Below are 14,675 nucleotides of genomic sequence, written 5' to 3'. Positions count from 1 at the left end.
GTGGGGATGGTCGGGGTGGCCGGGGTCGGGGTGGCCGGGGTCGGGGTGGCCGGGGTCGGGGTGGTTCATCCGTGGGTGGTTCCTTCCACCAGTTTCAGCAGGGCGGCCAGGTCGTCGGGCCGGGTGTCGGGGTTGAGCAGGGTGGTCTTGAGCCAGAGCCGGTCGTCGAGGCGGGCGCGGCCCAGGACGGCGCGGCCCTCGGTCAGCAGCCTGCGGCGTACGGCGGCGACGGCGTCGTCGGTGGCGTCGGCGGGCCGGAACAGGACGGTGCTGATGACGGGCCGGTCGTAGAGCTCGAAGCCGGGGTGGTCGTGCACGAGGTCGGCGAACTCGCTTGCGCGGGCGCAGACGTGGTCGACCAGGGCGCCGAGGCCGGTGCGGCCGAGGGTCTTGAGGGTGACGGCGGTCTTGAGGATGTCGGCGCGGCGGGTGGTGCGCAGCGAGCGGCCGAGGAGGTCGGGGAGGCCGGAGGCGGTGTCGTCGTCGGCGTTGAGGTAGTCGGCGTGCTGGTGCAGTACGTCGAGGTCGCGGGGGTGGCGGACGGCGAGGAGTCCGGCGGCGATGGGCTGCCAGCCGAGTTTGTGCAGGTCCAGGGTGACGGTGTGGGCGGCTTCGAGGCCGGTGAGTTTGGCGCGGTGGCGGTCGCTGAACAGGAGGCCGCCGCCGTGGGCGGCGTCGATGTGCAGGCGGGCGCCGTGGGCGGCGCACAGGCCGGCGATCTCGGGGAGGGGGTCGATGAGGCCGGCGTCGGTGGTGCCCGCGGTGGCGGCGACCAGGAGGGAGCCGCGGGGTCCGGCGACGTCGGTGAGGGCGCGGTGCAGGGCGGCGAGGTCGAGGGTGCCGGAGGGGGCGGGGACGACGACGGGTTCGGGCAGGCCGAGCAGCCAGGCGGCGCGGGGCAGGGAGTGGTGGGCGTTGGCGCCGTGGACGAGGCGGATGCCGCCGTGCGACTCGCGGGCCAGCAGCAGGGCGAGGTGGTTGGACTCGGTGCCGCCGGTGGTGACGACGGCGTCGGCGAGGCCGGCGCGGTGGGCGAGTTCGCGGGTGACGAGGGCTTCGAGTTCGGAGGCGGCGGGGGCCTGGTCCCAGGAGTCGAGGGAGGGGTTGAGGACGGTGGCGGCGAGGTCGGCGGCGGCGGCCACGGCGAGCGGCGGGCAGTGCAGGTGGGCGGCGCACAGCGGGTCGGCGGGGTCGGCGGCGCCTTCGGCGAGGGCGTGGACGAGGGTGCGCAGGGCCTGGGGGTCGCCGTGTTCGGGCAGGATCTCGCCGAGGGCGTCGCGCAGTCGGGCGGCGACGGCTTCGGGTCCGCCGGCGGGCAGCGGTCCGCCGCGGGCGCGCCGGCCGGTGTCGAGGGCGCCGAGCACGGTGTCGAGCAACGGCCGCAGGGCGCCGGGGCCTTCGGGGCCGGAGGCGAGGGCCCGTGGGGTGGGCGGGGGCGGAGTGCTCATGGGCTGTCCTCCGGGGCGCGGGGGCAGGGATGTCCAGCTTGGCCGCCTTGGGGGCGACGCGCCCGGAAAGCCCGGTGATCGAAACTCGAAAGGGGGTACTTCCTTGCGGGTGAGAGGTGTTGGGGTCCGGCGGAGGGCCGGGCTGGCGTCGGGTGGATGGATGACACTGTGCTGATCGACGTGCCCGGTGAGCGGGTGGTGGTGCGGGCGCCGGATCCTCGGGACGAGGGGGCGCTGCTGACCCTGTTCGAGGAGTGCGAGGACTGGTTCGTGGCGGCGACGGGACTGCCGTCGGGACCGGGCGATGTGCAGAGCCTGTTCTACGCGCTGCCCGAGGGGGCGGAGCCGGACGCCAAGTCGCTGTGGGTGGTGGAGCGGGACGGGGTGGTGACGGGGCTGGTGGACGCGGTGCGCGACCATCCCGCGCCGGGCTCGGTGGCGGTGGGGCTGTTCCTGCTGGCGCCGTGGGCGCGGGGCCGCGGGCTGGGCCGGGCGGTGGCCGAGGCGCTGCTGGCTCGCGCGGAGGGGGTGACGCGGGTGACGGCGACCGTGCCGCGCGGCTGGCGGCCCGGGGAGCGGTTCGCCGAGCGGCTGGGCTTCACGCTGCGGGAGGCGCCGGCCGCGCGGCCGGACGAGCGGCGGGCGGAACACCGCGCAGCGGTCCTGCTGCGGGCCGAGTTGCGGCTCGGCCCGCGCGAGTGAGGCGGCGCGGCGGGCGCTGGTACGGCGGTCGCGGTGCGGCGGGCGCGGTTCAGGCCCGGAAGTCGGCCCGGTGGTCCTCGGCCCAGCGGGCGAAGGTGCGGGCCGGGGCGCCGGTGACCTGCTCCACCGTGCCGGTGATCTCCGGGGGCGTGTCGACGGCGGTGCGGAAGGTGTTCAGCAGGCTCTCCAGCATGCCCGGCGGCACGTGCGGGAAGAGTTCGGGGCCGGCCTGCTCGGGCGGTAGCTCCACGAAGGTCAGTTCGCGGCCGAGGGCGCGGCCGATCGCGGCGGTCTGCTCGGCGTTGGTGGTGGCCCGCGGTCCGCTGAGGCGGTGCACGGCGCCTTCGTGACCGGGGTCGAGGAGGGCGCGTTCGGCCACGGCGGCGATGTCGTCCTCGTGGATGGGGGCGGTCCGGGCGTCGGCGAAGACGCCGCGGACGGTGTCCCCGGCGCGGATCTGCGGCGCCCACTGGAGGGCGTTGGCGGCGAAGGCGCCCGGCCGCAGGAAGGTCCACTCCAGTCCGCTGTCGCGGATCGCCCGTTCCACGGTGGCGTGCATGACGTGGATGGGGTGGGTCTCGTCGGCGCCCTCGGCGACGATCGCGGAGGAGAGCAGGACGACGTGCCGTACGCCGGCCTCGCGGGCCGCCCGCAGCAGGCGGTCCGGCCGCTCCCCCGCGGCCTGCGCGTACAGGAACACTCCGGTCGCCCCCGTGAACAGGGCGGCGGGGTCGTCCGGCTGGAAGCGGACGACCTCCGCCGGCGCGGGCAGGCCGGCCCGCAGCGGGTCGCGGGTCAGGGCGCGCACGGGCCGGCCGGCGGCGACGAGCCGGTCGACGAGGGCGCGGCCTACGTTGCCGGTGGCGCCGGTGACTACGAACACGGTTTCCTCCGTGGCTCGGGCTGATCGTCCTCCGTACGTTCCGAGCCTAGGACGGTCCGGCGGCCCGGCGCAGCGTGGCCGGGGAGCGGCCGGGGCTACGCCTCCCGTACCCGCAGTGCCCGTGCCAGGTCGTCGAGCTGGTCGACGAGGGTACGGCGCAGGGCCGGGACCGGGTCGCCGTCGCGCAGGCAGGTCTCGCCGAGGCTCAGGTGCGCGGCGTCGACGGCGTGGGCGGGGAAGGCCAGGCGGCCGGCGGCGCGGGCGATGGCGGGGCCGCGGCGGGCGGCGACGGCGAGCACGTCCGTGTAGTAGCGCGGCACGTACTCCCGTACCAGCTCGGCCTGTTCGGGCTGCCAGAAGCCCTGGGCGGTGGCGGTGAACAGGTAGTTGGACAGCTCGTCGCCGGTGAACATGGCCGCCCAGGCGGCGCGCTTGGCCTCGGGGTCGGGCAGGGCGGCGCGGCAGCGGGCGGCGCCCTCCTGGCCGCCGGCGGAGGGGTCGCGCTCCAGTTCGGCGACGATGGCCGCTTCGTCGGTGGCGCCGAGGACGGCGAGCCGGGCCAGGACGCGCCAGCGCAGTTCGGGGTCGAGTTCGGGGCCGCCGGGGACCATGCCGTCGGCGAGCCAGGCGGCGATGGCCTCGGGGTGGGCGGCGGCGTCCACGAACTGGCGGACCGCGATCAGCCGCAGGCCGGGGTGGTCGCCGTCCTCCGTGCGGCGCAGCAGGTCGCGGGCGAGGGCGGTGAGCGTGGTGAGGGCGGCGGGGCGGTCGTCGGGGTGCAGGTAGCGGTCGGTGATCTGCGGGCCGGCGAAGGCGAGGACGCCCTCGACGAGGGCGAGGTCGGTCTCCTCGGGCAGGTGGGCGGCGGCGGTGGCCAGGTAGTCGGCGGGGGCGAGGGCGCCGTCGCGGACCATGTCGCGCAGGGTGTTCCAGACGACGGCGCGGGTGAGCGCGTCGGGGATGCCCGACAGGCCGCGCAGGGCGGTCTGCAGGGAGGTCTCGTCCAGGCGGATCTTGGCGTAGGTGAGGTCGAGGTCGTTGGGCACGACGAGGGCGGGGCGGATGCCCGGGCGGGGGGCGGGGGCGCCGTCGTGGGGCACGTCGGTGTCGTAGCGTTCCCGCAGGGTGAGGGTGCGGCCGTCGGAGAGGTCGCGGTCGTAGACGCCGACGGTGACGCGGTGCGGGCGGGCGCCGTCGCGGTTGAGGGCGCAGGTCCACTGGCCGGGGCGGGCGTCGGTGGCCGCGGTGAGGGTGTCGACGCCGGTGGTGCGCAGCCATGCCTCGGCCCAGGCGGGTACGTCGCGGTCGGTGGCGGAGGCGAGGGAGTCGAGGAAGTCGGCGAGGGCGGCGTTGCCGAACCGGTAGCGCTCGAAGTGGGTGTTGATGCCGGCGAGGAAGTCCTTCTCGCCGAGCCAGGCGACCAGTTGGCGCAGGGCGGAGGCGCCCTTGGCGTAGGAGATGCCGTCGAAGTTGAGCAGGGCGGCGGCGGTGTCGTCGACCGCTTCGGGGGCGACGGGGTGGGTGGAGGGGCGCTGGTCGGCGTCGTAGCCCCAGGCCTTGCGGGAGACGCCGAACTCGGTCCAGGCGCCGGTGAAGCGGGTGGCCTCGGCGGTGATCCGGTAGCCCATGTACTCGGCGAAGGACTCGTTCAGCCAGATGTCGTCCCACCACCTGAGGGTGACGAGGTCGCCGAACCACATGTGGGCCATCTCGTGGGCGATGACGACGGCTCGGGTCTGGCGTTCGGTGTCGGTGACGGCGGAGCGGTAGACGAACTCGTCGCGGAAGGTGACCAGGCCGGGGTTCTCCATGGCGCCGGCGTTGAACTCGGGGACGAAGGCCTGGTCGTAGGAGTCGAAGGGGTAGGGCTCGGTGAACTTCTCGTGGTAGCGGTCGAAGCAGGCGCGGGTGAGGTCGAGGATCTCGTCGGCGTCGGCGTCGAGGTGGGGGGCCAGCGAGCGGCGGCAGTGGATGCCGAAGGGCAGGCCGCGGTGCTCGGTGCGCACGGAGTGCCAGGGGCCGGCGGCGACGGCGACGAGGTAGGTGGAGATGCGGGGGGTGGTGGCGGCGCGCCAGACGCCGTCGCCGGTGTGCTCGGTGATGCCGTTGGCCAGGACGGTCCAGTCCTCGGGGGCCTTGACGGTGAGGTCGAAGACGGCTTTGAGGTCGGGCTGGTCGAAGGCGGGGAAGACGCGCTGGACGTCGTCGAGGAAGAGCTGGGTGTAGACGTAGGTCTCGCCGTCGGCGGGGTCGGTGAAGCGGTGCATGCCCTCGCCGGTGCGGGAGTAGCGCATGCGGGCGTCGACGCGCAGTTCGTGTTCGCCGGGTGCGAGGTTCTTCAGGGGCAGCCGGTTCTCGTCGAGGGCGGCGGGGTCGAGGGGCTGTCCGTCGAGGGTGGCGGAGCGCAGTTCGGCGGGCTTCAGCTCGACGAAGGTGTCCGCCGTGTCCTGGTCCGCGCCGGCCCGTACGGTGAACCGGATGGCGGTGCGGGACGCGAAGGTGTCGTCGCCGCCGGTCAGGTCGAGGTCGACGGTGTAGCGGTGGACGTCGAGGAGCTGGGCACGGGTCTGCGCTTCGTCGCGCGTCAGTACGGACATGCGTGCCATGCTGCCTGATGCCCCCGGCGGGGCACGAGGGGGTTCGGCGGCGGGACCGGAGCCCGGCGGCCGCCCCCGCGCACCGCTCGGGGCGCACGCCCTCCGGGGCGCTCCCGTCCGCGCACCCTGGCGGGGGTGTGCGTCAGCCCGCCGGGGGCGGCTCCTGGGCGGAGCCGTCGGCGATGCGCTCGTGGTGGCGGATCACCTCGGCGATGATGAAGTTGAGGAATTTCTCGGCGAAGGCCGGGTCGAGCTTGGCGTCCTCGGCGAGGGCGCGCAGCCGGGCGATCTGGCGGGCCTCGCGGGCGGGGTCGGCGGGCGGCAGCTGGTGGGCGGCCTTGAGGTGCCCGACCTGCTGGGTGGCCTTGAACCGTTCGGCGAGCATGTGGACGACGGCCGCGTCGATGTTGTCGATGCTGTCGCGCAGCCGGGCGAGTTGCGCGCGGACGGCGGCGTCGACGTCACCGGTGCCGGTGTTGCTGGTGGTCATGGTGGGCAACTCTACGGGGGCGCGGGACGGGTTCGATCATGTCCGGCGGCGGGGCGGACGCCTATGGTGGGAAGGGGCCAGGGCGTCTTTGGGGGTGTGGACGTGGCGGACGACGGACCGGTCGAGCGCGGTTACCCGCATCTGGAGACGGTGCGCGCGGCGATCACGGCGCTCTACCGGCGGCTGTCGTACGTCGGCGTGCGGACGTTCGCGGCCGGCGTGGCCCCGGTGGACGTGGCGTTCTGCGACGCCGACGACCTGCATCTGGGCGCGCAGCGGGTGGCGCGGGAGCTGGTGCGGCACTACGGGCTGCCGGACGCCCGGCTGATCGTCGGCTTCCGGGAGATGCGGCACGCGGCGAACGTGGAGCTGACGGCGGGCCCCGAGTACTTCGTGGAGCTGAACGACCGCTTCCGCACCCACCGGCGGGACATCGGCGCGGCCCTCGCACACGAGGTGACGCACGTGTATCTGCACCGCCTCGACCTGTCCTTCCCGGGCACCCGGGACAACGAGATCCTCACCGACACGACGGCGGCGTACCTGGGCGCGGGCTGGCTGCTGCTGGACGCGTTCCGGCAGGACGGCGTCTCCTCGCAGAAGCTCGGCTATCTCACCCCGGAGGAGTTCGGCTATGTGCTGGCCAAGCGGGCGCTGGTCTTCGACGAGGATCCTTCGGTCTGGTTCACCAGTCCGCAGGGCTACGAGGCGTACGCCGAGGGGATGGACCGCGCCCGCCGGGACGCGCGGCAGCCGCCGCTGACGGCGGCGGGCTGGGCGGGCCGCCGCCGCTACGCCCGCGACCGCCGGCACGCCCAGGAGCACGGCCACGACCGGAGTCCGACGCCGACGGCCCCGTACTCCTTCACGGCCGCCGGCCCGGAGCCGCTGCGGGTGTCGTTCCCGTGCCCGACCTGCCATCAGCGGATCAGGGTGCCGGTGCGCGGCAGGGTACGGGCCCGCTGCGGACTGTGCCGGACGGTCCTGGAGTGCGACACGTGATCGCGGCGGGCGGCAGGGTGCGGACATGCGTCGGCGCCTGCCCGGGTGTCCGGTCGGGGACGGTGGGCAAGCGCCAACTCGGGGGGTCTGGGGGCAAGCCCCCAGATGACCCGCCCGTACGCCTTTGTACGGGACGTTCTGTGCCGTCAGACCATCAGTGAGCGGTCCGTCGGGCGGATGGGGGCCGGCAGGTCGCTGGCGCCCGTCAGGTAGCGGTCGGCGCCGCGGGCGGCGGAGCGGCCCTCGGCGATCGCCCACACGATGAGCGACTGGCCGCGGCCGGCGTCGCCGGCGACGAACACGCCGGGCACGTTGGTCTGGAACTCGGCGTCCCGGGCGATGTTACCGCGTTCGTCGAGGTCCAGGCCGAACTGCTCGACCAGGCCGTTGGCGCGGTCGGTGCCGGTGAAGCCCATGGCGAGGGTGACGAGCTGGGCGGGGATCTTGCGCTCGGTGCCCGGCTTCGGCGTGAGCTTGCCGTCGACGAACTCGATCTCGCTCATGTGCAGCCACTGCACGTTGCCGTCCGCATCGCCCTCGAAGTGGGTGGTGGAGACGGAGTAGACCCGCTCGCCGCCCTCCTCGTGCGCGGAGGTGACCTTGTAGAGCATGGGGAAGGTCGGCCACGGCTGGGAGAGCGGGTGACGGTCCTCGCCCGGCCGGGGCATGATCTCCAGCTGGGTCACCGAGGCCGCGCCCTGGCGGTGGGCGGTGCCCACGCAGTCCGCGCCGGTGTCGCCGCCGCCGATGACGACGACGTGCTTGCCCTCGGCCGAGATCGGCGGGCTGACGAAGTCGCCCTCCTGGACCTTGTTGGCCAGCGGCAGGTACTCCATCGCCTGGTACACGCCGGTGAGTTCGCGGCCGGGCACCGGCAGGTCGCGGGCGGTGGTGGCGCCGGCGGCGATGACGACGGCGTCGTAGCGCTTCTTCAGGTCGCCGGCCTTGATGTCGCGGCCGACCTCGACGCCGGTGCGGAACCGGGTGCCCTCCGCGCGCATCTGCTCGATACGGCGGTTGATGTGCCGCTTCTCCATCTTGAACTCGGGGATGCCGTAGCGCAGCAGGCCGCCGACGCGGTCGGCGCGCTCGTAGACGGCGACGGTGTGGCCGGCCCGGGTGAGCTGCTGGGCGGCGGCCAGGCCCGCGGGGCCCGAGCCGATGACGGCGACGGTCTTGCCGGACAGCCGCTCGGGGATCTGCGGGGCGACGTCACCGGTCTCCCACGCCTTGTCGATGATGGAGACCTCGACGTTCTTGATGGTGACCGGCTGCTGGTTGATGCCGAGCACGCACGCCGACTCGCAGGGGGCCGGGCACAGCCGCCCGGTGAACTCCGGGAAGTTGTTGGTGGCGTGCAGCCGCTCCTGGGCGGCGGCCCAGTCCTCGCGGTAGGCGTAGTCGTTCCACTCGGGGATGAGGTTTCCGAGCGGGCAGCCGTTGTGGCAGAACGGGATGCCGCAGTCCATGCACCGGCTGGCCTGCTTGCTGATGATGGGCAGCAGCGAGCCGGGGACGTAGACCTCGTTCCAGTCCTTGACGCGCTCGGGGACGGGGCGGGTCCTGGCGACCTCGCGGCCGTGGTTGAGGAAGCCCTTCGGGTCAGCCATGGGTCGCCGCCTCCATCATCTTCTCGGTGATCTCGGTCTCGGAGAGACCGGCTCGCTCGGCGGCGTCCTTGGCGGCGAGCACTGCCTTGTACGTGCTGGGGATGATCTTGCTGAAGCGGGCGGCGGCGGTGTCCCAGTCGGCCAGCAGCTTCTGGGCGACGGTGGAGCCGGTCTCCTCCTGGTGGCGGCGCACCACCTCGTGCAGCCACCGCTCGTCGGTCTCGTCCAGCGCTTCGACGGCGTCGAGGTTGCCGGCGTTGACGTGGTCGCGGTCCAGGTCGATGACGTAGGCGATGCCGCCGGACATGCCGGCCGCGAAGTTGCGGCCGGTCTCGCCGAGGACGACCGCGTGGCCGCCGGTCATGTACTCGCAGCCGTGGTCGCCCACGCCCTCGGAGACGACGGTGGCGCCGGAGTTGCGGACGCAGAACCGCTCGCCGGTGCGGCCGCGCAGGAACAGCTCGCCGCCGGTGGCGCCGTAGGCGATGGTGTTGCCGGCGATGGTCGAGTACTCGGCGAGGTGGTCGGCGCCGCGGTCGGGGCGGACGACGATCCGGCCGCCGGACAGGCCCTTGCCGACGTAGTCGTTGGCGTCGCCCTCCAGGCGCAGCGTCACGCCGTGCGGCACGAAGGCGCCGAAGGACTGGCCGGCGGAGCCGGTGAAGGTGATGTCGATGGTGTCGTCGGGCAGGCCGGCGCCGCCGAACTTCTTGGTCACCTCGTGGCCGAGCATGGTGCCGACGGTGCGGTTGATGTTGCGGATGGCGATCTGGGCGCGCACCGGCTGGGCGTCGGTGGCCAGGTCGGCGGAGAGGGCGTCGGCGGCGAGCTTGATCAGCTCGTTGTCGAGCGCCTTCTCCAGGCCGTGGTCCTGGGCGACGATCCGGTGGCGGACCGCGCCCTCGGGCAGGTCGGGGACGTGGAACAGCGGTTGCAGGTCCAGGCCCTGCGCCTTCCAGTGGTCGACGGCGCGGGTGACGTCGAGGGCCTCGGCGTGGCCGACGGCCTCCTCGATGGAGCGGAAGCCCAGCTCGGCGAGGATCTCGCGGACCTCTTCGGCGATGAAGGTGAAGAAGTTGACGACGTGCTCGGCCTGGCCGGCGTAGCGCTCGCGCAGCACCGGGTTCTGGGTGGCGATGCCGACCGGGCAGGTGTCCAGGTGGCACACGCGCATCATGACGCAGCCGGAGACGACGAGCGGGGCGGTGGCGAAGCCGAACTCCTCGGCGCCCAGCAGCGCGGCGATGACGACGTCGCGGCCGGTCTTGAGCTGGCCGTCGGTCTGCACGACGATGCGGTCGCGCAGGCCGTTGAGCAGCAGCGTCTGCTGGGTCTCGGCGAGGCCCAGTTCCCAGGGGCCGCCCGCGTGCTTGAGGGAGGTCAGCGGGGAGGCGCCGGTGCCGCCGTCGTGGCCGGAGATGAGCACGACGTCCGCGTGGGCCTTGGACACGCCGGCCGCGACCGTGCCGACGCCGACCTCGGAGACCAGCTTCACGTGGATGCGGGCGGCCGGGTTGGCGTTCTTGAGGTCGTGGATCAGCTGGGCCAGGTCCTCGATGGAGTAGATGTCGTGGTGCGGCGGCGGGGAGATGAGGCCGACGCCGGGGGTGGAGTGCCGGGTCCTGGCGACCCACGGGTACACCTTGTGGCCGGGCAGCTGGCCGCCCTCGCCGGGCTTGGCGCCCTGGGCCATCTTGATCTGGATGTCGTCGGCGTTGACGAGGTACTCGCTGGTGACGCCGAAGCGGCCGGAGGCGACCTGCTTGATGGCGGAGCGCCGGGCCGGGTCGTAGAGGCGGTCCGGGTCCTCGCCGCCCTCGCCGGTGTTGGACTTGCCGCCCAGCTGGTTCATGGCGATGGCGAGGGTCTCGTGCGCCTCCTTGGAGATGGAGCCGTACGACATGGCGCCGGTGGAGAAGCGCTTGACGATCTCGGAGACCGGCTCGACCTCGTCCACCGGGATCGGCGTCCGCCCGGAGGTGAAGCCGAACAGGCCGCGCAGCGTCATCAGGCGCTCGGACTGCTCGTTCACCCGGGAGGTGTACTGCTTGAAGATGTCGTAACGGCCGGAGCGCGTGGAGTGCTGGAGGCGGAAGACCGTCTCCGGGTCGAACAGGTGCGGTTCGCCCTCGCGGCGCCACTGGTACTCGCCGCCGATCTCCAGCGCGCGGTGCGCGGGGGCGATGCCGGAGGCGGGGTAGGCCTTGGCGTGGCGGGCGGCGACCTCCTTGGCGACGACGTCGATGCCGACGCCGCCGATCTTGGTGGCGGTGCCGTTGAAGTACTTCTCCACGAAGGCGTCGTCCAGGCCGACGGCCTCGAAGACCTGGGCGCCGCGGTAGGAGGCGACGGTGGAGATGCCCATCTTGGACATGACCTTCAGGACGCCCTTGCCGAGGGCGTAGATCAGGTTGCGGATGGCCTGCTCGGTCTCGATGCCGGGCAGGAAGGTGCCGGCGCGGACCAGGTCCTCGACGGACTCCATCGCCAGGTACGGGTTGACGGCGGCGGCGCCGTAGCCGATGAGCAGGGCGACGTGGTGGACCTCGCGGACGTCGCCGGCCTCGACCAGCAGGCCCACGTGGGTGCGCTGCTTGGTGCGGATGAGGTGGTGGTGGACGGCGGCGGTGAGCAGCAGCGAGGGGATCGGCGCGTGCTCGGCGTCGGAGTGCCGGTCGGACAGGACGATCAGGCGGGCGCCGTTGCCGATGGCGGCGTCGGCCTCGGCGCAGATCTCGTCGATGCGGGCGGCGAGCGCGTCGCCGCCGCCGGAGACCCGGTACAGGCCGGAGAGGGTGGCGGCCTTGAAGCCGGGCATGTCGCCGTCGGCGTTGATGTGGATGAGCTTGGCCAGCTCGTCGTTGTCGATGACCGGGAAGGGCAGGACGACGGAGCGGCAGGAGGCCGCGGTGGGCTCCAGCAGGTTGCCCTGCGGGCCGAGCGAGCTGCGCAGGGAGGTGACCAGTTCCTCGCGGATGGCGTCCAGCGGCGGGTTGGTGACCTGGGCGAACAGCTGGGTGAAGTAGTCGAAGAGCAGGCGGGGGCGCTCGGAGAGGGCGGCGATGGGCGAGTCGGTGCCCATGGAGCCGATCGGTTCGGCGCCTGCCTTGGCCATCGGGGCGAGCAGGACGCGCAGCTCCTCCTCGGTGTAGCCGAAGGTCTGCTGGCGGCGGGTGACCGAGGCGTGGGTGTGGACGATGTGCTCGCGCTCGGGCAGGTCGCCGAGCTCGATCTCGCCGGCCTCCAGCCACTCGGCGTAGGGCTGCTCGGCGGCGAGGGACGCCTTGATCTCGTCGTCCTCGATGATGCGGTGCTCGGCGGTGTCGACGAGGAACATCCGGCCGGGCTGGAGGCGGCCCTTGCGCACGACGCGGGCGGGGTCGATGTCCAGGACGCCGACCTCGGAGCCGAGGACGACGAGGCCCTCGTCGGTGACCCAGTAGCGGCCCGGGCGCAGGCCGTTGCGGTCGAGGACGGCGCCGACCTGGGTGCCGTCGGTGAAGGTGACGCAGGCCGGGCCGTCCCAGGGCTCCATCATCGTGGAGTGGTACTCGTAGAAGGCGCGGCGGGCCGGGTCCATGGAGGCGTGGTTCTCCCAGGCCTCCGGGATCATCATCAGCACCGAGTGCGGCAGCGAGCGGCCGCCGAGGTGGAGCAGTTCGAGGACCTCGTCGAAGGAGGCGGAGTCGGAGGCGTCCGGGGTGCAGATCGGGAAGATCCGCTCCAGGCCGTCCGTGCTGCCGCTGTCCGCGCTGCCGCTGTCCGCGCGGCCGGCGGAGCCGAACAGCTCGGAGGCGAGCTGCGACTCGCGGGCCACCATCCAGTTGCGGTTGCCCTTGACGGTGTTGATCTCGCCGTTGTGGGCGACGAACCGGTAGGGGTGGGCGAGCGGCCAGCTCGGGAAGGTGTTGGTGGAGAAGCGGGAGTGGACGAGTGCGATGGCCGAGGCGAAGCGGCGGTCGGACAGGTCCGGGAAGAACGGCTCCAGCTGGCCGGTGGTGAGCATGCCCTTGTAGACGAGGGTGCGGGCGGACAGCGAGGGGAAGTAGACGCCCGCCTCGCGCTCGGCGCGCTTGCGCAGCACGAACGCCCGCCGGTCCAGGGCGATGCCCTCGCTCGTGTGGTCGGTGACGAACAGCTGGCGGAAGGCCGGCATGGTGGAGCGGGCGGTGGCGCCGAGGAGTTCGGGGGCGACCGGGACCTCGCGCCAGCCGAGGACGGTGAGGCCCTCCTCGGCGGCGATCGTCTCGATGCGCGAGACGGCGTCCTCGGTGTCCTCGGTGGGCAGGAAGGCGATGCCGACCGCGTAACCGCCGGCGGCGGGCAGGTCGAATCCGGCCACCTCGCGCAGGAACGCGTCGGGCACCTGGGAGAGGATGCCCGCGCCGTCGCCGGAGTCGGGCTCCGAGCCGGTGGCGCCGCGGTGTTCGAGGTTGCGCAGCACGGTGAGGGCCTGCTCGACCAGCGCGTGGCTCGCCTCGCCGGTGAGGGTGGCCACGAAGCCGACGCCGCAGGCGTCGTGCTCGTTGCGGGGGTCGTACATACCCTGCGCAGCAGGGCGAGCATCCATGAAGGACCAGTGCTGGCCGTTCGTGGAGTGCTGGGACGGCTGGCGCGGCGTACGCATCGGCTCTCCCGTCGTCGTCATCTGGCATGTTCTGGTGCCGAGGGACGACGTTGGCCCTCTGCGGAGTGCGAAATTTCGTGCAGGTTACATGATGGGGCGGTTCTCGGGAACCGGATACCGCGTTCCATCATGCGGACACCGAAGGGGGTCGGCGGCGGGTGTTCCGCTGCCGGCGGCGGTGGTTTCGAGGGGTGGGCCGGTGACGAGGGGATCGGTCGGATCGGGGTCCGTCGGGGCCCGGTGGCGGGGTGGGCGGCGTGCTCGCCCGCGTCCGCGAGGGTGCGCGTCAGGCGTCGTTGCCCGCAGTGCTTACGGCTCATGCCCGGTGGCGCGTCGCTCGAAACCAGCCGGTAACGGGTACTTATACGGTCCGACGCATAGGTACCAGTCGCATCATCCTACGGCCGTTCCGAACAGGCTGCCCAGGGCGTACGTCACACCGGCGGCGGCGCCACCCAGGACAAGCTGCCGCAAACCGCTGTACCACCAGGTGCGCGCGGTCACCTTGGCCACCACCGCGCCACAGGCGAACAGCCCGATCAGGGCGAGCAGCACGGCCGGCCACAGCACGGTGGCGCCCAGCAGCCAGGGCAGCACCGGCAGCAGGGCGCCCAGCGCGAACGAGCCGAACGAGGACACCGCGGCCACCAGCGGGGAGGGCAGGTCGCCCGGGTCGACGCCCAGCTCCTCGCGGGCGTGGATCTCCAGGGCCTGCTCCGGGTCCCGGGACAGCTGCCGGGCCACCTCGCGGGCCAGGTGCGGCTCGACGCCGCGGGCCGCGTAGAGGGCGGCCAGCTCGTTCTCCTCGTCCTGCGGGTGCTTGCACAGCTCGCGCCGCTCGACGGCCAGCTCGGCCTCGACCAGCTCACGCTGGGAGGCGACGGAGGTGTACTCGCCGGCGGCCATGGAGAAGGCGCCGGCGGCCAGGCCGGCGAGTCCGGTCAGGACGATGGTGTGCTGACTGACGGCGCCGCCCGCGACACCAGTCATCAGGGCGAGGTTGGAGACCAGGCCGTCCATCGCGCCGAAGACCGCCGGGCGCAGCCAGCCGCCGTTCACATCGCGGTGCGTGTGGTTGTCGCGGTGCGCCTCGTGGAGCGGTGCTTCGGTGTCGAGGATGGCCACGGGTTCCCCCAGAGTACTTAGGCAAGGCTTGCTTTTGGACTGGTTCTACTTTTCGACAACACTCAATCTACGTCCGGAATTCCGTGCCCGCCAGCAAGGAAAGGCTGGGCTAACCTGCGCTTTTACCCCGTGGCGCTCATCCGAGTCCAGATGCGCACAGATGTCGTACGGGTGACGCTGCGGTCCGCGAG

Annotated in this window: 9 protein-coding genes; 2 read left to right on the top strand and 7 right to left on the bottom strand. The window is 73.1% G+C overall.

Translation table 11 applies throughout. The features are described from left to right. Positions 1-65 precede the first annotated feature (65 nt). The gene (locus ABEB07_RS23230) at positions 66-1,448 is read right to left on the bottom strand and encodes a pyridoxal phosphate-dependent decarboxylase family protein (RefSeq protein ID WP_345670116.1); all 1,383 of its coding nucleotides are present in this window, start codon (positions 1,446-1,448) and stop codon (positions 66-68) included. Positions 1,449-1,604: 156 nt separating this feature from the next. Between ABEB07_RS23230 and ABEB07_RS23225 the strand changes: the two genes are divergently transcribed. Then, the gene (locus ABEB07_RS23225) at positions 1,605-2,150 is read left to right on the top strand and encodes a GNAT family N-acetyltransferase (RefSeq protein ID WP_345670114.1); all 546 of its coding nucleotides are present in this window, start codon (positions 1,605-1,607) and stop codon (positions 2,148-2,150) included. Positions 2,151-2,199: 49 nt separating this feature from the next. Here ABEB07_RS23225 and ABEB07_RS23220 read toward each other — a convergent pair whose 3' ends face one another. The 3 genes from ABEB07_RS23220 to ABEB07_RS23210 form a co-directional block, all read right to left on the bottom strand. After that, positions 2,200-3,033 carry an NmrA family NAD(P)-binding protein gene (locus ABEB07_RS23220; protein WP_345670113.1) on the bottom strand — a complete coding sequence of 278 codons (834 nt, stop codon included), beginning with the start codon at positions 3,031-3,033 and terminating at the stop codon, positions 2,200-2,202. Positions 3,034-3,128: 95 nt separating this feature from the next. After that, positions 3,129-5,639: an aminopeptidase N gene (gene pepN, locus ABEB07_RS23215; protein WP_345670112.1), complete on the bottom strand. Its 2,511-nt coding sequence runs from the start codon at positions 5,637-5,639 to the stop codon at positions 3,129-3,131. 133 nt (positions 5,640-5,772) lie between these two features. Next, positions 5,773-6,120: a chorismate mutase gene (locus tag ABEB07_RS23210; protein ID WP_345670110.1), complete on the bottom strand. Its 348-nt coding sequence runs from the start codon at positions 6,118-6,120 to the stop codon at positions 5,773-5,775. Positions 6,121-6,222: 102 nt separating this feature from the next. Here ABEB07_RS23210 and ABEB07_RS23205 point away from each other — a divergent pair, with 102 nt between their 5' ends. Beyond that, complete coding sequence (locus tag ABEB07_RS23205; protein WP_345670108.1) at positions 6,223-7,122, top strand: hypothetical protein; 900 nt, start codon at positions 6,223-6,225, stop codon at positions 7,120-7,122. A gap of 146 nt (positions 7,123-7,268) precedes the next feature. Here ABEB07_RS23205 and ABEB07_RS23200 read toward each other — a convergent pair whose 3' ends face one another. The 3 genes from ABEB07_RS23200 to ABEB07_RS23190 form a co-directional block, all read right to left on the bottom strand. Next, complete coding sequence (locus ABEB07_RS23200; protein ID WP_345670106.1) at positions 7,269-8,732, bottom strand: glutamate synthase subunit beta; 1,464 nt, start codon at positions 8,730-8,732, stop codon at positions 7,269-7,271. Continuing rightward, positions 8,725-13,275 (bottom strand): glutamate synthase large subunit, encoded by a 4,551-nt coding sequence (gltB, locus tag ABEB07_RS23195; protein WP_345670167.1) that lies wholly within the window; start codon positions 13,273-13,275, stop codon positions 8,725-8,727. The genes ABEB07_RS23200 and gltB overlap by 8 nt, the downstream gene beginning before the upstream one ends. A gap of 477 nt (positions 13,276-13,752) precedes the next feature. Next, positions 13,753-14,484, bottom strand: a complete 732-nt coding sequence (locus tag ABEB07_RS23190) for a VIT1/CCC1 transporter family protein (RefSeq protein ID WP_345670105.1) — start codon at positions 14,482-14,484, stop codon at positions 13,753-13,755. Positions 14,485-14,675: the final 191 nt, after the last annotated feature.

This window comes from Streptomyces similanensis, from assembly GCF_039543625.1.
Classification (GTDB): domain Bacteria; phylum Actinomycetota; class Actinomycetes; order Streptomycetales; family Streptomycetaceae; genus Streptomyces; species Streptomyces similanensis.
Note: the sequence above shows the minus strand (reverse complement) of the source record. Positions and strands in the feature narration are given on the sequence as shown.

Bases quoted from the DNA above. Each gene is read 5' to 3' on its own strand.
- ABEB07_RS23230 (WP_345670116.1), bottom strand. From the start codon at position 1,448: ATGAGCACTCCGCCCCCGCCCACCCCACGGGCCCTCGCCTCCGGCCCC.
- ABEB07_RS23225 (WP_345670114.1), top strand. From the start codon at position 1,605: ATGGATGACACTGTGCTGATCGACGTGCCCGGTGAGCGGGTGGTGGTG.
- pepN (WP_345670112.1), bottom strand. From the start codon at position 5,639: ATGGCACGCATGTCCGTACTGACGCGCGACGAAGCGCAGACCCGTGCC.
- ABEB07_RS23210 (WP_345670110.1), bottom strand. From the start codon at position 6,120: ATGACCACCAGCAACACCGGCACCGGTGACGTCGACGCCGCCGTCCGC.
- ABEB07_RS23200 (WP_345670106.1), bottom strand. From the start codon at position 8,732: ATGGCTGACCCGAAGGGCTTCCTCAACCACGGCCGCGAGGTCGCCAGG.
- gltB (WP_345670167.1), bottom strand. From the start codon at position 13,275: ATGTACGACCCCCGCAACGAGCACGACGCCTGCGGCGTCGGCTTCGTG.